The 22606-nt window shown below is 42.7% G+C and carries 16 protein-coding genes and 1 other RNA gene; 14 read left to right on the forward strand and 3 right to left on the reverse strand.

All coding sequences use genetic code 11. The features are described from left to right. Positions 1-330 precede the first annotated feature (330 nt). Together glnA and CXF61_RS01890 are read left to right on the forward strand one after the other, a co-directional pair. On the forward strand, positions 331-1740 hold the full coding sequence (gene glnA / locus CXF61_RS01885) for a type I glutamate--ammonia ligase (RefSeq protein WP_165596963.1): 1410 nt from the start codon (positions 331-333) through the stop codon (positions 1738-1740). A 202-nt stretch (positions 1741-1942) separates the two neighbouring features. Further along, positions 1943-2686, forward strand: a complete 744-nt coding sequence (locus CXF61_RS01890) for a DUF4124 domain-containing protein (RefSeq protein ID WP_165596964.1) — start codon at positions 1943-1945, stop codon at positions 2684-2686. 135 nt (positions 2687-2821) lie between these two features. Here CXF61_RS01890 and CXF61_RS01895 read toward each other — a convergent pair whose 3' ends face one another. Next, positions 2822-3538: an SIMPL domain-containing protein gene (locus CXF61_RS01895; protein ID WP_165596965.1), complete on the reverse strand. Its 717-nt coding sequence runs from the start codon at positions 3536-3538 to the stop codon at positions 2822-2824. Positions 3539-3846: 308 nt separating this feature from the next. Here CXF61_RS01895 and ffs point away from each other — a divergent pair. The 5 genes from ffs (at position 3847) to serC (ending at position 10052) form a co-directional block, all read left to right on the forward strand. Next, positions 3847-3943: signal recognition particle sRNA small type (gene ffs, locus CXF61_RS01900), an RNA gene on the forward strand. A gap of 268 nt (positions 3944-4211) precedes the next feature. Beyond that, positions 4212-4808: a LemA family protein gene (locus CXF61_RS01905; protein WP_102091727.1), complete on the forward strand. Its 597-nt coding sequence runs from the start codon at positions 4212-4214 to the stop codon at positions 4806-4808. 13 nt (positions 4809-4821) lie between these two features. Beyond that, a complete protein-coding gene (locus CXF61_RS01910; RefSeq protein ID WP_227526568.1) occupies positions 4822-7776 on the forward strand; it encodes a M48 family metalloprotease in 2955 nt (984 codons plus the stop codon). 114 nt (positions 7777-7890) lie between these two features. Further along, entirely contained in the window at positions 7891-8832 is a 942-nt protein-coding gene (locus CXF61_RS01915) for a DNA polymerase III subunit psi (RefSeq protein ID WP_165596966.1), read from the forward strand. Positions 8833-8924: 92 nt separating this feature from the next. Beyond that, positions 8925-10052 carry a 3-phosphoserine/phosphohydroxythreonine transaminase gene (gene serC, locus CXF61_RS01920; protein ID WP_165596967.1) on the forward strand — a complete coding sequence of 376 codons (1128 nt, stop codon included), beginning with the start codon at positions 8925-8927 and terminating at the stop codon, positions 10050-10052. Between the two features lie 381 nt (positions 10053-10433). Here the strand turns inward: serC and CXF61_RS01925 are convergent, their stop codons facing one another. Then, complete coding sequence (locus CXF61_RS01925) at positions 10434-11468, reverse strand: RNA-guided endonuclease TnpB family protein (protein WP_264755658.1); 1035 nt, start codon at positions 11466-11468, stop codon at positions 10434-10436. Between the two features lie 233 nt (positions 11469-11701). Here CXF61_RS01925 and CXF61_RS01930 point away from each other — a divergent pair, with 233 nt between their 5' ends. From CXF61_RS01930 to msrB, 7 genes are all read left to right on the forward strand, one after another. Continuing rightward, positions 11702-13534 (forward strand): extracellular solute-binding protein, encoded by a 1833-nt coding sequence (locus tag CXF61_RS01930; RefSeq protein WP_165596994.1) that lies wholly within the window; start codon positions 11702-11704, stop codon positions 13532-13534. 151 nt (positions 13535-13685) lie between these two features. Continuing rightward, a complete protein-coding gene (gloB, locus tag CXF61_RS01935) occupies positions 13686-14465 on the forward strand; it encodes a hydroxyacylglutathione hydrolase (protein ID WP_057760343.1) in 780 nt (259 codons plus the stop codon). A gap of 103 nt (positions 14466-14568) precedes the next feature. Then, positions 14569-15639 carry a microcin C ABC transporter permease YejB gene (gene yejB, locus CXF61_RS01940; protein ID WP_057760341.1) on the forward strand — a complete coding sequence of 357 codons (1071 nt, stop codon included), beginning with the start codon at positions 14569-14571 and terminating at the stop codon, positions 15637-15639. A gap of 62 nt (positions 15640-15701) precedes the next feature. Continuing rightward, positions 15702-16751, forward strand: a complete 1050-nt coding sequence (locus CXF61_RS01945) for an ABC transporter permease (protein WP_102093033.1) — start codon at positions 15702-15704, stop codon at positions 16749-16751. A 1-nt stretch (position 16752) separates the two neighbouring features. Beyond that, positions 16753-18432 carry an ABC transporter ATP-binding protein gene (locus tag CXF61_RS01950; protein WP_165596968.1) on the forward strand — a complete coding sequence of 560 codons (1680 nt, stop codon included), beginning with the start codon at positions 16753-16755 and terminating at the stop codon, positions 18430-18432. A gap of 273 nt (positions 18433-18705) precedes the next feature. Continuing rightward, the gene (locus CXF61_RS01955; protein WP_165596969.1) at positions 18706-20010 is read left to right on the forward strand and encodes an iron-containing alcohol dehydrogenase; all 1305 of its coding nucleotides are present in this window, start codon (positions 18706-18708) and stop codon (positions 20008-20010) included. Between the two features lie 454 nt (positions 20011-20464). Beyond that, the gene (gene msrB / locus CXF61_RS01960) at positions 20465-21679 is read left to right on the forward strand and encodes a peptide-methionine (R)-S-oxide reductase MsrB (RefSeq protein WP_165596970.1); all 1215 of its coding nucleotides are present in this window, start codon (positions 20465-20467) and stop codon (positions 21677-21679) included. 90 nt (positions 21680-21769) lie between these two features. Here msrB and folE read toward each other — a convergent pair whose 3' ends face one another. Next, positions 21770-22366 (reverse strand): GTP cyclohydrolase I FolE, encoded by a 597-nt coding sequence (gene folE, locus CXF61_RS01965; RefSeq protein ID WP_180958127.1) that lies wholly within the window; start codon positions 22364-22366, stop codon positions 21770-21772. Between the last annotated feature and the right edge of the window lie 240 nt (positions 22367-22606).

A 22606-nucleotide genomic window follows, 5' to 3' on the forward strand; every position in this document is an offset into this window, starting at 1 on the left:
TATTGCTGTTATGATTATTTTTAAAGCCAAGAAATTGGTCTAAAAATAATTATTAACAAGAGCCCGAAGAGTTCAGCATTATGAGTTGTATATTGCTAGAATGTCGTTAGGATTGAATTGGCGTATGTTAGACCATGTGCACAAATATTGGTCTGATTGAGTAAACGCTTTAGATGAGCATCTTGACTAATACGCAAAATAGTGCTGATAATAAGCATAATATCGAATGCGCTGTTTTAGTATTGAGAGCACATCTGACATTCTTGGACAAGAACATCATATTAATAATTTTAAATCGCAATTACGTGATCAACACAACGGAGACTATTCATGTCGAATAAACTATTAGATCTTATCCAATCCTCTAATGCTAAATGGGTTGATTTTCGCTTTACTGATACACGCGGCAAAGAGCAGCACATCAGCTTCCCAGCGCATACCGTTGATGAAGATGTCATGGAAGACGGCAAAATGTTTGATGGCTCATCAATCGCTGGTTGGAAAGGTATCGAAGCGTCAGATATGATCTTGCGTCCTGATCCAGAAACTGCTTTTGTTGACCCGTTCTTTGACGCGGTGACTGTGGTAGTGACTTGCGATATCATCGAGCCATCAACGCTACAAGGTTATGACCGTGACCCACGTTCTATCGCACGTCGCGCTGAAGAGTATTTAAAGTCTACTGGTATCGGTGATACTGCTTATTTCGGTCCAGAGCCTGAATTCTTTGTATTTGACGATGTTAAATGGTCAGTCGATATGTCTGGCGTTAGTCATAAGATCACGGCTGAAGAAGCAGCATGGTCGACTAACGAGACTTACGAGTGGGGCAACATGGCGCATCGCCCACGTGTGAAAGGCGGCTATTTCCCAGTACCACCGATCGATAGCTCACATGACATGCGTGCTGTTATGTGTGAACGCATAGAAGAAATCGTTGGTGAAGGTTCGGTTGAAGTTCATCACCATGAAGTGGCTTCTTGCCAGTCTGAAATCGGTGTTGCATTCAACACGATGGTACGTAAAGCGGATGAAGTTCAGCAATTGAAATATGTTGTTCATAACGTTGCGCATCAGTTTGGTAAAACAGCGACCTTTATGCCTAAGCCAATCGTTGGTGATAACGGTTCAGGTATGCACGTACATATGTCAATCTCAAAAGACGGCGTAAACACATTCTCTGGTGATGAGTATGCTGGTCTGTCTGAAATAGCATTGTATTTCATTGGCGGTATTATCAAGCATGCTCGTGCGTTGAATGCGATTACCAACCCATCAACGAACAGCTATAAGCGCCTAGTTCCTCATTATGAAGCGCCTATTAAACTTGCTTATTCAGCATCTAACCGTTCAGCATCTATTCGTATTCCACACGTAAGCAGCCCGAAAGCGGTACGTGTAGAAGCACGTTTCCCTGATCCAACGGCTAACCCATACTTAGCGTTTGCTGCACTATTGATGGCTGGCCTTGACGGTATCCAAAACAAAATGCATCCAGGTGAAGCTGCTGATAAAAACTTGTATGACTTGCCACCAGAAGAAGAAGCGCAAATCCCAACGGTTGCAGAGAGCTTAGATGTTGCATTACAAGCATTGCGTGACGATCATGACTTCTTATTAAAAGGTGATGTATTCACTGAAGACATGCTAGAAGCGTTTATCGCTTTGAAAGAAGAAGAAGTACAACGTCTGAACGTAACTGTACATCCTGTTGAATTTGACATGTACTACAGCTGCTAATTAGTCGCTAAAACACTCATTTATTTTGAGTCAAAAAAACCAGCTAAGTTATTCTTAGCTGGTTTTTTTATGCGTATTAATAAAGTGTATCATTCCAATTGCTGAATTTTCTTTGAAATCGCTACTGATTTCATGTCAAAACTCACGCATAATAGTTTTATAAAATTATATTAATAGTAGACACTATCTAGGTTGATGGATTATGACTTTATTAGCAAAACCGAGTTTCTTGAAGAGTAGGATTAGAGTTGGGTTATGGACTACGGTTGCTCTCGCTAGTCTTTGTACATCTCTCACGAATGCTGCACCTATTTACAAAGTGGTCGATGAGCAAACCGGTCAAGTCACCTTTACCGACCGTCCACAGGATTATGAGCAGCAAGTTGGCAAACAAGTCAGTCAAATGGCTATTACGACGGGTAATGAGACGAGCAGATCAACTAGTCTGAATACGACAACCAATCCTAATACAAGTCGCCAATCATCAAATGCGTCGCAGACAGTGACTGCTACTGAGTCGCCTGCGATAAATACTAAGGTTACCACGCCAGTAAACTATCAGTTAGCCATTACTGAACCTAGCGAAGAGAGAGCCTATCGTCGTCCCGTACAGAATATCGATGTCAATGTGCAGATTAAGCCTGCGTTACAGGTAGGGGATAGTGCCCGTATTTATTTTGATGACAAAGAGGTTGCACAAGGTTTGAGCGCGTCTATTGCTACTGTTGATGTTTTGCCAGGTACTCATACAATTAAGGCCATTATACAAAGCGAAACTGGCCAAACACTTGAGCAAATCACACGTACTGTATATGTGATTCAAAATACAACCACATTGCAAGACAACAAAAGAAAGGCAGCGCAGTTGTTGGCTTATCAAAAGCTAGCTTGGTATCAAAAATTGATGCTAAAACTGCGTCAACAGGAAGTTGCTCAGTCACAATAATGGTCTCAATAATGGTCTCAATAATGATTGAATATAATGAATAGATATCGCTAGCAAAATAAAAAGGCAAGCACCGTTAACGATGCTTGCCTTTTTTAATGTAAATCACTTATTTTATTTTAACTATAAGCTGTCTTATTTAGTTAACTCGATGGTACCGTTAGCAGTCAAAGAAATAGTGCTATTACCAGACTCAAAGCTTTGGCTTGGTACTGACTCGTCTGCCATTCCTGATTTCATGCTCATAGCGCTATACATTGGACGTGGATAGTTGCTACCTGTGTTTAGGTTAACATTGACGACGCGGTAGCCACGAGCATCCCAAGCGCGGGTAAGGCTCTTAGCTTGCTGCTGAAAAGCGCGAGAAGCTTCGGTCATTAATTTTTGTTCTAGCGCATCTTTTTTGGTATCTGATACGCCAAAATTAAGATTGTCCATCACTAAGGTTTCTTGTAAGTCAGCAATTAGTTGGCTAGTCGCTGAAAAGTCTGTACTTTTTAAATCTATGTTTGCTTGACCTGTCCAGCCGATGATTTTATCGTTTTTGTCATAGCGTGGATAGGTGCGCTGTTGCCCTGTGCTCACGGTCACGCTAGGGTAGCGCTTGGCAATTTTCATGGCATTGTTGATTGAGGTGTTAAGCATTGTAGCTAAAGTCTTAGAGTCAGTTGCTTGTGCTTTCTTGTACAAGCTGGCTCGTACTTCATCGTTCTGAATCTCTTCTTTTATTTCTGTCTGAAATGTCAGTTGATCATAGCCTGTTGGCTCTGCATGGGCGCTACCCATCATCGCTGTCATGAGACAAACCGTACCAGAAGCTAGTGCTGCTTTATTCAATAAAGTATTTTTCATTATTATCTCCTAAGTTGATTCTAATAATATATAAATGACAATTATCAACGCTCATTCATACATGAAAAGTTGTCCCTATTGTTCTCTAGAAATCGACATGGGTGCAACTTCATTCACTAAAATAGCAAAATTCATATAAGTTGCTGTGAGAATTTTGTGACCTAAGTTACTGATATAATTTGTGCTCATACATTGCGGACCTGAGCTAATAAACTAAATGACAGTGCTATTTAGGGCCTAAAGCAAACAGTTTTAAGATAGGGGTTGTAAAATTAAAAATTTCTTGTATAATTTGCGACTGGTGGCTCCATTGGTAGCCTCGCAACATTGTTCTATGAATCCCGCCAGGACCGGAAGGTAGCAACGGTAATAGTTATAGTGTGTGCCGAGGATGTGCTGATGGAGTCGCTTTTTTTTGCCTAAAATTTGATAATTATATTTATAAAGTACAAAAAACCTATTTGTAATGTATTAAGCCCTTCATTGTAAAGGGCTTTTTTTGGGTCAAATTTTTGTCTGATGGTTAGCTAATTGCTTATGTAGTTTTCAATTTAATTTCCTGTTCGATTTCCTTTATAGTTCCGATCTAGTTCTAAGGTTTTATTGATTAATATGAGTTAAAATACAATGTATTAACTTTTTATTAACATTCTAGACACCTTGGAGTTTGATTATGAAGATGTTTGTTTGGCTATTCATTGCATTTTTGGTGTTGGTAGTTGTGTTTGGGGTATCTATTTTTAATAGATTGGTACGCGCACGTAACCAAGCAAAGAACGGCTTTGCTCAAATAGATGTGCAACTAAAGCGTCGTCATGATCTGATTCCAAACTTGGTCGAAACTGCCAAGCGTTATTTGAGTCATGAAGAAGAAACACTCACTCGCGTCATTAGCGCGCGTAATCATGCTCAAGATCTACAAGACTCTAATAAGCATCAGCCAGACTCGCTAGAGCATATGGCACTGTTTGCAAAAGCAGAAGGTATGCTGTCTAAAGCGTTGGGTCAATTTTCCGCTGTCGTCGAAGCCTACCCAGAGCTCAAAGCCGATAGTATGATCAAGGAACTCATGGACGAACTAACCAATACGGAAAATCGCATCGGATTTGCCCGTCAGCATTATAATGACAGCGTAATGTTTTATAATAATGATCGCGAAGTCTTTCCTAATAACCTCGTTAGTACGACGTTTGGCTTTCGTCCACTCAGTCAGTTGGTATTCGAAGACAGAGAAGCGATTGCTCAGGCACCGATTGTCAATATGGGCTAAGGTTTAGACAATTTTGGCGAACTCTAGGCAGCCTAATCTGATGGATTTTTTTGGTGAACAGCGGATACGTACGCGGCGCAGTCTATTACTTTATGGACTGTTTTTCCTGATTGTACTTGCTCATATGGCAGTGGGACTGGCTGTCATGTCTATACTGCTGACAGTATTTACAGGCGGTATATACTACTGGGTATTGGTTCTGGTCATTGTCTTGACGTTAGGCAGTTTCGTTGGTGGTAGTTTTTTAGAGTATCGACGCCTGCGAGCAGGTGGCCGCGCTATTGCTCAGCGAGTAGGGGCGGTTAGGCTATTCATTGATAACAGCCAAGAAGCATGGGAGCACAGTCAAGGAGTCGCTCATCAACACGAAGCTGAAGAAAAGGTTCGCTATAGTTCACGTCATATAGCAGTACGTGACGAGCGCGATTTTCCGCCCGTTTATCGTCGCTACTATGAAATCGCTCAACAACTGGCCATTGCGGCAGGTTTGCAAACCCCTATTTTGTACGTGCTACCTGACGAGCAGGGTATCAACGGTTTCGTCGCTGGTCGCCATAGCTCAGATATGGTACTCGTCGTTACTCAAGGTGCGTTAGATAAACTGTCTGACGAGGCGCTATACGGACTCATTGGTCATGAATATGGTCATATATTGCACGGTGATGCTACGTTCAATCTACAGCTGATGGTGGTATTGGCAGGCTTGCAGATACTATATGACTGGAGTGACCCAATATCTAATTACCGTTATTTTGATAGCGATAGTATTTCCCAAAAGTTTCTATCACAGAGACAGGTTGATACGCTTGCACGCAATACAGAAGCGCAAACCGCTAATTTCACCACGCATAGTGAATGGGTCGCTTATTGGCAGCAGCAATCACAACAACAGCAGTCCTCAGCCAAGCGTCAGTCTAAATGGGTGCAAACGCCACCTATAATAGATCGTCAAGCCCCGCGTAGTGTCTGGACATTGCTACTGCATGGTTTGAGCTTCTCTAGTATGGCAAGCGCGCAGTTGATTAAGCACAGTTTTAATCGTGAGCGCGAGCTACTTGCTGATGCTACTAGTGTTCAATTGACACGTACGCCTGCGATTATCGAAACCTTAAAAGCTATTCATCAAGACTCGCTCGGCTCGCGTTTGTCTGGCATCGCCGATATCAATGGACTCAGTCATTTTTTCTTTGCTAGTAGTGGGGCAGACTTGGGTGATGTGTCATGGTTTGCCACACATCCAAGCTTGACTGAGCGTATGAGCGCTATTAATGCGGATGCTTATCATGAGTTTGCGGTACAAGTTGCCAAAGAAAAGCGAATAAATCAGCAAAAGGTCAAAGAAATATATAGGCAACGACGCTTAGGTGATTGGGGGGCAACAAAAGAAAATAGCCTAAGTGAAGATTTCCCAGAAAAAAACTTGCAGCAGTCGGCGTTACTTGGATCTCAAACAGCTGCAACGATTAATATAAGAGACAATAAACAGATAAGTGACGCAAAAGTTCTTGCTGAATCTATAAGCGACAGTCGTAATAAAGATAATGGCGAATTAGAGATTGATGACGGTTTAGAGTTTGCCGTAGAAGCTGATGTGGTGGTCGATGGGCGGCTTCAAGTACAGGCCGAAGACGTTGGCGTTCATCAGCTATTAAAACCGTGGCAGTCCAAACCTGACGCTGACCTACCAGAAAACACATTAATTGGGTTTAATGATATTAAAAAGGTATCACTACCTCAGTACATACTCAACCATAGTCATCATCCTTTAGGTGCGCTAGCATTAGTCGAAGCTGTCTTGCTTTGTCATCAGCATCAATCATTATCAACGACTGCCACTTATAGTTTGAATGATATTTGGAATGATGGCTTCTCTGTTGCGACTGACTCGACTTCCCATGAGCAAATATTACCGCATAGGATAGATACTAAGCTGATGACAGTAGTAGCCAGTTTGGACAGACGTTTAGACAGCGCTTTGATTGAGCTCGCCTTAAACCAATTGCATCAAAAGAATTTATCTGAACTATGTATTGAAGATCTAAAGCTCAAAAGTAAAAACGATCATAGTCACGACAGTCATCAGTACTATAAAAAACAAGAAAAATGCCGTACGATGTTGTTGCGTTATCAGCAGGGCATATTTGAGTTATTTAACCAACAGCTGACATCTGACTTAACCAAAAGCTTAGCTTCTGATTCGTCAGATAAAAATATAGCTAGTGATAACGCTCATGCGGTTGCGATTACTCTGAATAACCCGTTAGCTTTAGCACATCAAAAATCGCCAATATCATCATTATGGCAAGCGCTACATTTGCAGCAGTTACTACCGATATTGTCTAAAGTTTTACAAGATACAGACGCGCAGTCTCTATGGCCGCAAATACTAAAGACTGGTATGGAAGACGTAAGGGCGCAATTGGACCCTTCAGGTCAGGTGTTTACAGGACTTAGTAAATCAGAAGTATCAGTTGTTGTCTTATTGGCTTATCGACTATCAAAAGATGCAAAAGGCCAGATGATTTCAATGCATGACCGATCGTTATTGAGTGAGGGTAACGACAGTGTGGCGCATTATATTGTAGATTTGAGACGGCATGCGCGCTTGATTAATATTGATCTTATGACAGTAAGCGACGTTAATTTACAGTGGCTATTATTGACCGCACAGCACTTGAATAGCATTCAGTTATTGGCGATTATTTCTGCGGTTCCTGTCTCTACCAATCACTCTATCAAGCGCTTGGTAGGTGCTCAGAATGCTGATAATTATCGAGAGAAGCAACAGGACGGTAGCCAAATAGATTATAATGAAAGTGAGATGAACCAGCCGACTCATAATGAATACCGCCAATGGCTAAGTACGTTGCATACGGTGATGTTACACGATACGATAATCAGCCAAGATGAATACGATTGTTTGCTGGCAATATCAGAGCGTTGGCTCGGTATTCGACAGCTGTTTTGATGGGTATGGATCTAGTATTTGATTAATAGTGTGATGCATACTCAGTGAGAGCTGCCAAAACCATAAACACATCTGTAAATGATATAAACAAAATGAGTAGGATAGTAGAGTCGAATGAGTGATACCCAAGACCCACTAACTGTATTACAGCGCCGTGTGCAGCAACGCCAAATTCTAGCGATGATGGGTATCAATCAGTGGGTACAACCTGAGTCAGAAACCATCAATATGGCTGACATTGCGACAGCTTCGGTTGAGCAGTCAAATATTGATTCCACTGATATTGAGTCTAATAACAATGAAGTAATAGCGAGCGTTAGAGTGGTAGACACAGTTGATCAACCGTCTGGTGGTTATGATATCAATGATTATAACGCTAGCGACTATGTTGCCGATGAGTATGGTACTGATTTGCAAGCTACTACTGAACAGACGGCTAGTGAGCAAAGCCCTGTTACTTATAGTTTTGATTCCGTTGATTCAACTACGGTCAGTTCAAGTGCTGCTAGTTCAAATACTGTTAGTTCAAATACTGTTAGTTCAAGTACTGGGTCTAACTATCATGACATCCCAAGTACTGCATCGAACCAAACTGCTGTAACCTCTACGAATGCACCTATTGAGCAGCCTCAATTCGCGCAGAGTAATTTTCCGCAGAGTACTAGTGATGACAGCATAAATGATGATAGCTTAAAAAAAGTAGCACCATTTGACCTGCAAGGTGGCCGCTATGGTGACTGGGTGATATTGGTTGATATCAAAGCGCTAAATAGTGACAGTCAAAAACTATGGCAAAACATCACCCAAGCGCTATCAATCACCTGTGAGACCACCTCATTCCCGATTTGTGATGGTATGGATACTGCTGAGCTTGCCAATGCCAGTCTTGCAGGATATATTTTTCGAATTGGCCGAAGCGAAGAAATACAAGTTGCTGCACTGACCGCGCTGCCTGATGGCCTTCAACATCCCAATCTGACCACTGTGCCGACATTAGAAGAAATGCTCGCAGACAGTGATGCTAAACGTCAGCTGTGGGAGCAGATATCTCATTGAGTTGTATAAAAACTAACATCGATACCAATGCCTTTATCAACAAACTGAAATAAAAAACATCCTTTTATTTCATCATACCTAGGACTGTGATTATGCCTACAACCCCAACGTCTACAGCAACTGCCACCCCGCATCGCCTGCCAAATTTTTGTGCTGGCCCTGCTACCATGCCAACAGCCGTATTAGAGCGCGCACAGAGCGAACTGCTTGATTGGCAAGGTCGCGGCCTGTCGGTCATGGAAGTGAGCCATCGTAGCAAAGAGTATATGGCCATTACTGACAAAGCGGAAGCTAAGCTACGCACGCTTATGGAGATACCAGATAACTATAAAGTGCTGTTTTTGCAAGGTGGCGCAAGTTTGCAGTTTTCTGCGATTCCATTGAATCTGTTAAATGGCGGACGCGGTGACTATTTGACGACAGGAGCGTGGTCAGGTAAAGCAATCAAAGAAGCTAAGCGCTATGAAGCATTGGGTTTGGGCGAGATTAATTTAGTTGCGACTGGCAAAGAGAATAACTTTACTGACGTACCAGCGCAAAGCGATTGGAATATCAGTAAAGACGCCGTTTATTTTCATTACTGTGCTAATGAAACAATTCATGGCCTACAGATATTTGAGCCGCCACAAGTAGATGCGCCAATCATTGCTGATATGTCATCTTGTATCTTGTCGCAGCCCATAGATGTGTCTAAATTTGGCATGATCTACGCGGGCGCCCAGAAAAACATCGGTCCTGCAGGTCTAGTCATTGTCATTATCCGTGACGATTTGATGGGGCAAGCAAGTGAATGGTGTCCTATGCTGTTGAACTATGAGCATCAAGCTGACAAAGAGTCTATGTCTAACACGCCAGCGACGTATTCTTGGTACTTAGCAGGGCTGGTGTTTGATTGGTTGGAAGAGCAGGGAGGTGTAGCTGCTATCGGTAAAATCAATCAGCAAAAAGCTGACTTACTTTATAAGACAATCGATGACAGCAGTTTTTATAATAATCCAGTAGATTCTAAGTATCGTTCTATCATGAACGTGCCATTTACTTTAGCAGACAGCAGCCTTGATAAAGTATTCTTAGAAGAGTCAGAAAAAGCTGGATTGTTAAATCTAAAAGGTCATCGTGACGTAGGCGGTATGCGAGCCAGCATCTACAATGCCGTACCAATTGAGTGGGTACAGCAGCTGGTTGACTTTATGATTGCGTTCGAAAAAAAGCATGCATAAGTCATAATAGCCTTTAAAATAAAAGACGCTGCTTTTACAAGTTGCGTCTTTTTTTATGAGTGTATTTGTCGATGCGCAGTTTTAGGAAGAAGCGTTTAATATCTGCCGCCATTATATCTAATATCAATGATGTCGTACTGATGGATGCCGCGTAACACGGCAAACCATTAGGATGAACTACCCACTACCTTATAGGTAGGGGTTTCTTAGGTAACGCTCATACTTGACACGATATTCTGTATCAGCGGTTAAGCGAATTGACTAAGCTAACCCTGTCGCACCGACAGTTTTTGAGTGTTTAGCCAGTAGCAATCCTTGATTTAAGATGTTAATACTGGCGTTGAGGTCTCGGTCATTTTCTTGCAGGCAACTTGGACAATTCTAAGATCTTAACGACAGCGGTAATTCAGCTTTCGTTAGCAAGTGACTGCATCCTGAGCACGTTTTAGAGGATGGATACCACCGGTCTATTTTAACAAGCGTTTTACCGTACCATTCCGCTTTATATGCCAGCATGGTGGTAAAGACCGACCAAGCGCTGTCCGATATGGCTTTGGCAAGTTTCCTGTTCTTAACCATACCCTTTACATTCAAATCCTCAATAGCAATAACATCGTGGTTTTTGATGATATTGAATGAGAGCTTATGTAGAAAGTCTTTGCGGCTATTGGTTATTTTCTCGTAGACTTTAGCAACTTTAAGTTTTTGCTTTTGGTAGTTACCGCTCTCTGATAGTTTACGTTGATCCGCTTTGGCCACAGCTCTACGTTTGGCTAAAATCTTTTGTTCTCGCGCCAGTTTATCTTGCAACTTTGCCAGAAACTTAGGATTGGCAACTCTGCATCCATTTGATAAGACGATGAAGTGGGTCAGTCCTAAATCAATGCCGATATTAGAGTGAGTCTTTGGTAGTGGCTCAACGACCGTTTCAACCAATAGGCTGACGTAATACTTGTCTGATGGGGTTTTGCTTATGGTGGCACTTTTTATTAAGCCGTTTATTTTACTGGGGAATTTGGCGTTGATGTGGCCTATTTTAGGCAGTTTAACGGTGTTTTTTGTGACGGCTACCGTTCCCTTTTGATTGTTGGTGGTGTAGCTGTCTTTAATGCCTTTTTTCTTGAATTTAGGAAAACCTGAGCCTTGTTTGAAAAACTTGCTATAGGCAGCTCTTAGCTGTTGCTGTACGTTAGCCAATGCCAGGCTATCCACTTCTTTGAGCCATTCAAACTCTTTTTTGTACTGAGCTGGGGTGTTGTTTAGGGTGGTTTTAGTAGCTTTGTAATGATCAATCTTATCACCAAGCATTTTATTCCAAATAAAGCGCGTACAACCGAATGATTTAGCAAAGAATACTTGCTGATCGGCATTAGGATATATCCTAACTTTATGGGCGTTTAGAATTTGAGTGGGCATACAGACGGTGCTTATATTTCGTGCTATATTTATTATTAATAATACCAAATGTAGAAATAGTTACTACCAACAATGCATTCATCCCACTACTTTAGAAGTAGGGAAATTCTGCGCTAAAGTGTTAAAAAACCTAAGTTTGTTATGATAAAATTTTGCTATAACGCTGTTTTGCTGTCAGGCTTTACGTTTTGATATTTATATTGGTTAGCATAGAGGTTTATTATAACGTCATGATAATAAAAAACGCCCTGTTAAAAGCTGTATTGCTAACCATCACCGTCAGTTTGATACCGAGCAGTATCGCTGCACCTATCACGACGACCGCGCTTGGTCACAATAGTCCTACTAAGTACATCGATGCACCTTACTTACCTTATGCCAATCCAAAAGCGCCATCAGGAGGTACGCTGTCTCTAGATGCTCGCGGTACGTTTAATAGCGCCAATAAATGGATGACCACAGGCGTCGCGATGATTGGCACAGACTATCTGTATGATACTTTGATGACTGGCTCATTAAATGAAGCATTTACCATGTATCCACAGCTGGCAAGTAAAGTGACATATGATCCAGATGATACCAGCTGGATTATCTATCATCTCAATCCTAATGCTCGTTTTTGGGATGGGTCGGGTGTGACCAGTCGCGATGTAAAAGCGACTTTTGAGGCGATATTGAACAAAGGCCCCATGTATATTCGCAGTTATCTTAGCGATATCAAAGACATTCAAATCATTAATGATCAACAAGTAAAGTTTGTCTTTGCCTCTGCTGAAAACAAAGAGATTTTACTGACTGTTGGCCAGTTCCCTATATTTGCCAAGTCTTCCATTGATGCCGATTTTGAGAAAATCAGTCTGTCACCATTGATGGGTAGTGGTCCTTATAAATTGGGACGCGTCGATGCAGGGCGTTCGGTAAGTTATATACGTGATCCCAATTATTGGGGGCGTGATTTGATGGTCAATCGTGGCCGCTACAATTTTGATATGATCAAGTTTGTTTATTATCAAAGTGATGAGATTGCCTTTGAAGGTTTTAAATCCGGTCAATACCGTTTTCGTCCCGAAAATAAAGCATCTAACTGGGTAACTGGGTATAATTTCCCTGCCGTAAAAGCAGGGCTTATCCAAAAAGAGACGATAACCAGCCAAAATCCAGTACCGATGCAGGCATTGGTGATGAATATGCGTCGCCCAATCTTTCAAGATATCAAAGTTCGCCAAGCACTGACAGCTGCTTATGATTTTGAATGGATGAATAAAACCCTATTTCATGGGCAGTACGAGCGTTTGCAGAGCTTCTTCCATGGCTCAGAACTTGCCGCAACGGGTACGCCATCTGATGCAGAGATGCAGGTATTGACACCGTTATTGTCTGAGCTCGAACCGAAACAGCACCAAGCAACATTAGCAGAATGGCAGCTACCCACCAGCGATGGTAATGGCTTTAATCGTCAAGGATTATTAGAAGCGCGCCAGCTTCTATTAGAGGCTGGGTTTTATTATGAGGATATGAAACTATATCAACCTGATGGGTCGCTTGCTCAGATTGAGATTTTGATGACAGGCGAGACCATGGGCCGTGTATTGTTGCCTTATATTCGCAATCTAAAACGCTTGGGATTTGATGCAACCTTGCGTCAAGTCGATGGGCCGCAATATTATGAGCGTATGCGCCGTTTTGACTATGACATGGTCGTGGACGTATTTGCTCAAAGCCTATCTCCTGGTGCTGAGCAAGCGGCATTTTGGGGTAGCGCTGCTGCTGACGAGCCTGGCAATCATAATAGTGCTGGTATCAAAAATGCTGCCGTCGATAAGGTCGTTGCTGCCCTTGGTAATGCCAAAAATCGTGACGAGATTGTACTGTATACACAGGTGTTAGATCGGTTGTTGCGCGCAGGTCATTATGTCGTACCGCTATACGGCAAATCTGGCACCAATGTCGCCTATTGGGATCAGTATCGCCATACTGAAAAACTACCGACCAATGCTGTTGGTATCGATTACTGGTGGGTGGATAAAGAGGCAGAAGGGCGTATCAATAAATATTTAAAACAATAAACAGTATTTACTATAAAGCTTGACCCGATAACAACGGACAGCTGAGCCTATATGTTGTTTTATTAAATATATGCTATTGCTATCAAATAACAGTTAAATTAAATAATTTAAAATAACACGTAACAAAAATAACTACCGGTAAGGATTTAATATGAGTATTCGTATTCACCCAATCAAAGCATTTAGCGATAACTATATCTGGACATTGATTAATGAAAATAATAAGCAGGCGATTGTCATTGATCCAGGTCAAGCCCAGCCGGTCATTGATTATCTAGAGACGCATGAGCTCGAACTAACATCGATTTGGACGACTCACCATCATCATGATCATATCGGCGGCGTCGCAGAGTTGCAGGAATCGTATCCGATGACTCATCTGGTTGCGCATAGTGAGCATGGCGTCGATGAAGATCAAACTATCAAAGACGGTAGCACGGTGAGCGCATGGGGCTGCTCTGCGCAAGTCTGGGATGTATCAGGGCATACCGCTAGCCATATGGCCTATATTTTGGATATCGATGGGCAAAAGCATTGTTTCTGCGGTGATACGTTGTTTAGTGCAGGTTGTGGACGTGTGTTTACTGGTACGATTGAGCAACTGCATGAGAGCTTTAAGCGTTTGAACGGCTTGCCTCATGAGGCGCTACTGTATCCGGCGCATGAATATACGGCCAGTAACCTACGTTTTGGTCTATCTATTGAACCTGACAATGAATCGATGCAGCAAGCCTTAGCACGAGCAGAGGTACAAACTGAACAAGGCATGGCAACGCTACCAGTGACACTAGAGCATGAGCGCACGGTAAATGTGTTTTTACGTACACAAGAGCCGAGTGTAATCGCAGGAGTTAAATCCAAAATGCCTATCGATGATGAGAAGTCGTTAACGGTATTTGCAGCGTTACGTGAGCTGAAAAACAACTTTTAAAGTAAGTTTTTAACAAATAGTTTGCTTTTAAGCACCTATTTAATACACCACAATTCGCTGCTGAACGTCATTGCTATCTCTCTTTATTTAGGAAGTCGCCATTATGGGTCGTTATATCTTAAAAAGACTACTACTGATATTGCCGACACTATTTTTGATATTGCTTGCCAATTTTGTGATCGTACAGGCGGCACCGGGCGGGCCTGTTGAGCAGCAGCTGGCACTTATTGAGCAGGGCGCAAAAGATAATGCGCTTGGCGGTAATATTGGTGCGGGCAGTGCAGGTGGCAACGACAGTACTTATCAAGGCACGCGTGGTCTCTCTGAGGAGATGGTCGCTGCGATCAATGCTCAATATGGCTTTGATAAATCCGCTCCAGAGCGATTTTGGCTCATGCTAAAGAACTACGCTCAGCTAGATTTTGGTGAGTCGTTTTTTAAAGGGCAGTCGGTGACCGATCTTATCATAGAGAAGCTGCCAGTCTCGATATCGCTTGGGCTGTGGAGTACGTTGCTCATCTATATGATCGCTATTCCGCTAGGCGTCTATAAAGCGATGCATCATGGCTCAGGCATTGATAAAGCCACTGCTATGCTGCTAGCGATCGGACATGCAATACCTGTGTTTGTCTTCGCAGTGATTTTACTGGTTTTCTTTGCAGGTGGCAGCTATTGGAATATCTTTCCATTACAGGGACTGACGTCCGAAAATTTTGATCAGCTAAGCGCGCTTGGTAAAGTAAAAGATTATTTTTGGCATTTGGCGTTACCGCTGCTGGCAAGTACTGTAGGCGGTTTTGCAGGTTTGACCTATCTGACCAAATTCAGCTTTTTAGAGGAGCTGGGCAAACAGTATGTACTCACTGCTCGTGCTAAAGGCTTAGGTGAGCGTCAAGTACTATACGGACATGTTTTTCGCAATGCGATGTTGATTATTATCGCAGGTATTCCGGCCGCTATCGTTGGTATCTTCTTTGCCGGTAACTTTTTGATTGAAATTATCTTTAAACTTGATGGTCTCGGTTTACTAGGTTTTGAAGCCATTCAACAACGCGATTATCCAGTGATCTTTGGCACGCTATTTATCTTTACCTTAGTGGGGCTGCTGCTGCAATTAATCAGTGATTTAAGTTATCACTTAATTGATCCTCGTATTGATTTTGAGGGCCGCTAATGTCAAATAATCAACCTTCACCAAATCGCAGTACTATTAATAGCGAACCAGATAAAGCGCCAATGCCTGAGCAGCTATCTACCACAAAAAAGCAACGCTTGAACCCTATCTGGCAAGCACGACTCAATCGCTTTCGTCAAAATAGACTTGGGGTGATATCGCTGTTTGTTTTCGCAGTGATATTTGTTATTTGTATGGCAGCTAACGTCATTGCCAATGACAAACCTTTACTGGTTCAATATCAAGGCGATTATTACTTTCCGGTATTAAAGGCCTATCCTGAAACGACGTTTGGCGGTGTATTTGAGACCGAAACCAATTATAAAGACCCTGCAGTGCAGTCGCTGATTGATGAGCAAGGGTTTTATATAATGCCGCCTATTCCGTTTGCCGACCAGACGCCCAACGTCGAGCTTGGTCTGCCTTATCCAGCAGCACCCAATGCTCAGAACTGGCTTGGTACTGATGATATGGGACGTGATGTGCTGGCACGGATACTTTATGGTATGCGAGTGTCGTTACTGTTTGGTCTGGCCTTGACGCTTGCGGGTGCACTGATTGGGATTATCGTCGGTGCGGTACAAGGTTATTATGGCGGCTGGGTAGATCTGGCAGGGCAGCGATTTATGGAAGTATGGGGCGGTATGCCTCAGCTGTTTATGATTATTATTTTGGTCAGTCTGTTTAGTCCCAGCATTATTATGCTGTTCGCCATGATGCTACTGTTCGGTTGGATGGGTTTGGTCGGTTTGGTACGGGCAGAGTTCTTACGAGCCCGCAACTTTGACTATGTGCGAGCTGCACGCAATTTAGGTGTTTCGGACAGCCAAATCATGCTCAGACATATCTTACCTAATGCATTAGCTTCTAGTTTGTCGCAGTTGCCATTTATTCTAACGGCCAATATTATCGCTTTGACTGCGCTGGATTTCTTGGGGTATGGATTGCCACCTGGCTCGCCGTCTCTTGGTGAGCTAATGGTACAAGGGAAGAACAACCTTGATGCACCTTGGCTTGCCTTGTCAGGATTCTTTAGTTTGACCTTTATTTTGTCATTGCTCATCTTCGTCGGCGAAGCGCTGCGTGATGCATTTGATCCGAGGCGTTCTTAATATGATTAAAAATATTGTCGCCACCGAGCACAGCAACGCACAAAATGAAATCCCTAATAGTGCACAAGATAAGCTTATGCTAACCGTAGATAAGCTTACTATCATAACTGCTACAGGCATCCAGTTGGTCGATGCGCTGTCTTATGAGCTAAGACAAGGGCAAACATTAGCCATCGTTGGTGAGTCAGGCTCTGGCAAATCAATTGCCAGTCTTGCGCTATTAGGTCTGTTACCAGATAGTTTGACCATCACGGGTGTGGTACAGCTTGCAAATACGGTAGGTATGTCTACCTTGCCCATAGCGAATGATAAGGCGCGTAATGCTGCATTGCAGTCTATTCGTGGACAGCGTATCGGTATGGTATTTCAGGAGCCGATGACTGCATTAAACCCACTACATACGGTCGCGAAACAAATTGCTGAATCGTTGCGTCTAGTTGGCGTGCCTAAGAAGCAATGGCAAGAAACCAGCATTGCTTTGCTAAATGATGTCAATATTACTGATCCTGCTGACAAGTTGAGCCGTTACCCACATGAGTTATCGGGTGGTCAGCGTCAGCGAGTGATGATTGCCATGGCATTGGCTCAGCAGCCTGATATTTTAATTGCTGATGAGCCAACGACTGCGCTCGATGTTACCTTGCAGCATGAGATTTTGACGCTACTAGATTATCTCAAAAGCAAGCACAATATGGCGATGATATTAATCAGTCATGATCTCAATTTGGTCAGGCGCTATAGTGATGAGGTCATCGTTATGCGCCAAGGTCAAACCATCGAACAGGGTCAAACGTCAGCGGTATTTGATCAGCCTAAAGCTGATTATACTTGCACACTTATCAAGCAAGACTTTGGGCAGGCATTAGTCATAGAAGACGATAACGCAGATAAACAATCAAGCGTACTAGAAGTGAAACGCCTTAACGTACAGTTCCCAGTTGAAAAAGGTCTGTTTGGTGGTACCAAGCGCTGGTTCGACGCGGTTAAAGATGTCGATATGACGCTACAAAAAGGCCAAGCATTGGGTATCGTCGGTGAGTCTGGCTCTGGAAAAACCACCATTGCGCTGGGGCTTAGCCAACTACTGAGCAACCAAGCACGTGTGAATGGGCAGATAGTGGTCAACGGGCAAGATATCTCAGCATTGTCCAAAAAAGCGCTACGTAAATTCCGCTCGCAGATACAGATGGTATTTCAAGATCCATTTGCCAGTATTAATCCGCGTATGACGGTCATGCAAATCGTGGAAGAAGGATTGTTAGTACAAGGCGTGGATAAAGTCGCCCGTCAGCAAGCGGTGCTAGATAGTCTTGCTACGGTACATTTGCCTTTAGCATTTGCGCAGCGTTATCCTCATGAGCTGTCAGGTGGTCAGCGTCAACGCGTGGCGCTGGCGCGTGCCCTCATTATGAAACCAAGCTTACTTATATTGGATGAGCCGACCTCTGCGCTCGACAGTACCACACAGGTCACAGTAGTTAGTTTATTACGTGAAATACAAGAAAGACTAGAAATCAGTTATGTCTTTATCAGTCATGATCTCAAGGTAGTACGTGCACTGTGTCAGCATATCATGGTGTTAAAACAAGGCACTTGCGTAGAATCTGGACGTACCGAAGATCTCTTTAATCACCCGCAACATATTTATACTCAGCAATTGTTAAAGGCAAGTACTGACTAGTTTAAACGACTTACTGTAGCCACTGAGACTGATCAATCAAATTAAGCGACTAAATCAAGCGACTTGGTATAAAATTGATACATCGCAGTTCATAATAATAGCGACATATTGAAAAAAGCAGTGGTACAATAATTTTAGAGAGCTGCCCATTTTATAATGCTGTGATGCGTATCTTTATACATTCTGGCGCTCGTAAATTAGTAATATTTAACTGGCTGGCAAAAACGGTCTTTATTGCAGTTAAAACCATCATTAAAAAGGATTTTTGTGCTCATGAAAACACAAAACAGTATTACTAAATTGGTAAAGAACAACAGCTTGCAGCATGCTGGTTATTTGGCTGTCGCTAAAACTCGGGCGAAGGTATTAAAAGCAGTGTCCTATGTGATATCTATTAGAAGACCGATGTTATTCGTTGGTGAGACTGCCTGTGATGAGCTGTGCGATATGCTTATCAATGAAGGCAATACCAATGTGTTTATTGTCACGGATACAGTGCTCAACGAACTGGGCATACCTGCGAAAGTCACTGATTATCTAGATGCGAAAAATATCAGTTATCACATCTATGACGGTATTACGCCAGATCCTACTTTTAAAGTAGTTGAAGAAGGGCTACGTCAGTCTATAGAAGCCAATTGTGACTCTATCGTGGCTATTGGTGGCGGCTCAGTGATCGATGCGGCCAAAATGATAGCAATGTCTCAAGGCAATAAGTGCAAGCCAAAGCAGCTAATCGGTATTCTTAAAGCAAGAAAGCCTGCAACGCCGCTATACTGCGTACCAACGACAGCTGGCACGGGTTCAGAAGCGACACTTGGTGCAGTAGTGTCTGATGACAAAACGCATCAAAAAGCATTGTCTATCGACCCAAGAATGGTACCACTAGCCGCTGCGATTGACCCAGTTATTATGAAAGGCATGCCAGCCCATATAACAGCAGATACTGGCATTGATGTATTGACCCATGCCTTAGAAGCATGGATGAGTGCCAATGCTAGCGTAGAGACAGATTATTATGCAGCCTCTGCCGTAAAATCTGTTATGCATTACCTACCACTAGCTTATAAAGACGGTGGCAATTTAAAAGCAAGAGAAGAGATGGGTATCGCCGCTCATTATGGCGGGATTGCCTTTAACAAAGCAGGTTTGGGTTATGTGCATGCTATTGCGCATCAGTTAGGCGCTTACTATAGTATTCCGCATGGCCGTGCTAATGCCATCGTGTTGCCTTATGTGCTCGACGTCAATCGCAAAGCGAGCAAAAAAAGACTGGCTGCATTGGCGAAAAGAACCGGTATGGTACAGGATGGTCAAGCAGCTAATGGCGATAGTGAGATAGCAGATCACCTTATCACGCAAGTTAGAAACTTGATTGCAGATCTAAACATCGATCCGACTGTCAATGGTATGCAAACCAGCGACTTTAATGATATTGCAAAGGCAGCTGCAAAAGAAGTCAGTGATACTTATGCCGTGCCAACCTATCTGTCAGCAACTGAAATGAAAGAAATTCTAATGAAGATTAAGCAGGCAAGTGACGAACGTGCTGATAAAGATAGCCAAAAATCTTCATAATTCTATGTTTACATTGATAACCTTACGATAAATAAAAGCCCATTACTTTTTTGAGAATGGGCTTTTTTAATGCATTGAGGTAATAAAGTTTCCGTCTTATTTCTATAGTTAACTCATACTAAAATATATAATCGTTATCAAATAATCGTTTAATTTATCTTGTGATTAGGGCGTGTCTTCATTTTAAAAATGGTGATAAAAATGAGATAAATGGCAGTCAAACAAGGAAAATAGCGCAGATAATATCGAGATATTAGTCAGCTATTTGACGCCGTTTGGCAAGATTTAGCCATTTTTAACCCATTTAGATGACTATCGATTGAATTGAGGACACGCTCTAAACCCAGTTGCTAAAAAATATCTTAATAAACTGTAAATATATAACAGTATAGGAATGTTTCAGTGATACAAAAGCGTTAGGATGTTTAAAGGATATTACGCTTAGGAGATTTTCATGAACCGCATATTACCATCTAAAATCATAGGGTTAGTTATCATAGCGAGTAGTGCGATTTACGCAGGCTGCGCATCAACTGAAAACAGCTCTACTGTAAAGAACACAACTGCCGCTAACCCATATGCACCGACTACACCAGGATTGGCAGTAGCCACAGTAGCGGGTGGGTGTTTTTGGTGTGTTGAAGCAGGTTATGAAAAAATCCCTGGCGTGGTAGAAGTCGTGTCTGGCTATACGGGTGGCACCGCTGAAAACCCAACCTACAAGCAGGTGTCGGCAGGTGGTACTGGGCATACAGAAGCGGCGCAGGTGTATTATGATCCTAAGAAGATTACTTACAATGGCATAGTACAGGCGCTATGGAGAATCGCTGATCCTACTGATGATAAAGGGCAGTATGTTGATCGCGGCACACAGTACCGTCCAGCAATTTTCTATAACAATGCGCAAGAAAAGCAAATCGCAGAAGCAGCCAAGCAATCCCTGCAAGCATCTGGTGTGTATGACAAGCCAGTAGTGATTGAGATTGTACCTGCTAGCACTTTTTATCCTGCTGAAGAGTATCATCAGGATTATTATAAAAAGAACCCGATACGCTATAAAGCTTATACCTTTAATTCTGGTCGCTATCAATTTATCGAGAGTGTCTATGGTAAAAACTATGAGCTTGATTTTAGTAAGTTTACGCCCGAAGCAGATAGCACACAGCAAGTGACGCCAAATAACACATCGGATAGTAAGGTAGGCAAAGGTTTTAACCCAGATACATTTGTAAAACCTTCACAAGATGCGCTAAAGAAGTCCCTTAGTGATATTCAGTACAAGGTCACACAAAAAGAAGGTACCGAGCGCGCCTTTGATAATGAGTACTGGGATAATAAAGAGCCTGGATTGTACGTGGACGTCGTATCTGGTGAGCCACTGTATTCTTCGCGTGATAAATATAAGTCTGGTACAGGTTGGCCGAGCTTTACTCGCCCATTGGATACGAGCTTAGTGGTTGAAAAGCCAGATAGAGGAATATTTGGAACCCGTACTGAAATTCGTAGCCGTTACGCGGACTCACACGTGGGCCATGTATTTGATGACGGTCCAGCACCGACAGGTAAGCGCTATTGCATGAACTCAGCAGCGCTCCGCTTTATTCCGCTTGCAGATATGGAAGCTGCTGGTTATGGCGATTGGGTAGATGATGTAAAACCAGTTGGTTAGTGCTATTTTCTATCGCTCAGCCAAACAAAAAGGACGCATTAGCGTCCTTTTTGTTTGTTGTTACTCATAACAGCCTAAAATATTAATAGTTTAAAACGCCGGTTGGCGCTTAGGGACGGCACCCAAAAACTCATTACGAGCTTGATTGTTGTGTTGATACTCACCAAGCATCGCGGTACTACGCGTGGTTGAATGCTGTTTGCTGACACCGCGCATCATCATACACATGTGCGAGGCATCCATGACTACCGCCACGCCGCGACAGCCAGTAACATCCATGATGGTTTGTGCAATCTGTTCACTCAGGTTTTCTTGTATTTGTAGACGACGGGCAAACATATCGACAATGCGGGCAAACTTCGATAGCCCCAGTACTTGACCATCAGGCAGGTAGCCAATATGAGCCACACCATGGAACGGTAGCATATGATGCTCGCACAGTGAATAAAACTCAATGTTCTGTACCAGTACTAGCTCACGATTGGTCGATGGAAAAACCGCATCATTGACCACCTCTTCAATGCTTTGATGATAGCCTTTGGTTAAGTGAGCAAAAGCCTTTGCCGCACGTACAGGCGTGTCTAATAAACCAGGACGATCTAAGTCTTCGCCAGTTGAACCAATCAGTTGGCGATAGGATTCGGTACTTTCTTTATAATCTGGGGTTATTATTGGGGTGTTACTCATAAGTTTGGCAGCCATCCAAAATGTGGGTGTAGCTTAACGTTGAATCCTATCATGTCAGGATTCTTATAAAATTGTGCAAGCTGGGAAGGGCTGTGATTATACTCGAAATCTGCTGAACTTCATACTGCTGTAGCAAGCAGTTGAGTGTTTAATCTGTTCAGAGTCGTCAGACAAATCAATAGGGTCATAACTATAACGGTGTATACCGTTTAGAACGTTTATATAAAGACCGTTATGGAT

The sequence above is a fragment of the Psychrobacter sp. 4Dc genome (assembly GCF_002836715.1).
Taxonomy (GTDB): domain Bacteria; phylum Pseudomonadota; class Gammaproteobacteria; order Pseudomonadales; family Moraxellaceae; genus Psychrobacter.

What these genes read in the sequence shown, in the direction of transcription:
- glnA (WP_165596963.1), top strand. Translation starts at nt 331, where the DNA reads ATGTCGAATAAACTATTAGATCTTATCCAATCCTCTAATGCTAAATGG.
- CXF61_RS01890 (WP_165596964.1), top strand. Translation starts at nt 1,943, where the DNA reads ATGACTTTATTAGCAAAACCGAGTTTCTTGAAGAGTAGGATTAGAGTT.
- CXF61_RS01895 (WP_165596965.1), bottom strand. Translation starts at nt 3,538, where the DNA reads ATGAAAAATACTTTATTGAATAAAGCAGCACTAGCTTCTGGTACGGTT.
- CXF61_RS01905 (WP_102091727.1), top strand. Translation starts at nt 4,212, where the DNA reads ATGAAGATGTTTGTTTGGCTATTCATTGCATTTTTGGTGTTGGTAGTT.
- CXF61_RS01915 (WP_165596966.1), top strand. Translation starts at nt 7,891, where the DNA reads ATGAGTGATACCCAAGACCCACTAACTGTATTACAGCGCCGTGTGCAG.
- serC (WP_165596967.1), top strand. Translation starts at nt 8,925, where the DNA reads ATGCCTACAACCCCAACGTCTACAGCAACTGCCACCCCGCATCGCCTG.
- CXF61_RS01925 (WP_264755658.1), bottom strand. Translation starts at nt 11,468, where the DNA reads ATGCCCACTCAAATTCTAAACGCCCATAAAGTTAGGATATATCCTAAT.
- gloB (WP_057760343.1), top strand. Translation starts at nt 13,686, where the DNA reads ATGAGTATTCGTATTCACCCAATCAAAGCATTTAGCGATAACTATATC.
- yejB (WP_057760341.1), top strand. Translation starts at nt 14,569, where the DNA reads ATGGGTCGTTATATCTTAAAAAGACTACTACTGATATTGCCGACACTA.
- CXF61_RS01945 (WP_102093033.1), top strand. Translation starts at nt 15,702, where the DNA reads ATGCCTGAGCAGCTATCTACCACAAAAAAGCAACGCTTGAACCCTATC.
- CXF61_RS01950 (WP_165596968.1), top strand. Translation starts at nt 16,753, where the DNA reads ATGATTAAAAATATTGTCGCCACCGAGCACAGCAACGCACAAAATGAA.
- CXF61_RS01955 (WP_165596969.1), top strand. Translation starts at nt 18,706, where the DNA reads ATGAAAACACAAAACAGTATTACTAAATTGGTAAAGAACAACAGCTTG.
- msrB (WP_165596970.1), top strand. Translation starts at nt 20,465, where the DNA reads ATGAACCGCATATTACCATCTAAAATCATAGGGTTAGTTATCATAGCG.
- folE (WP_180958127.1), bottom strand. Translation starts at nt 22,366, where the DNA reads ATGAGTAACACCCCAATAATAACCCCAGATTATAAAGAAAGTACCGAA.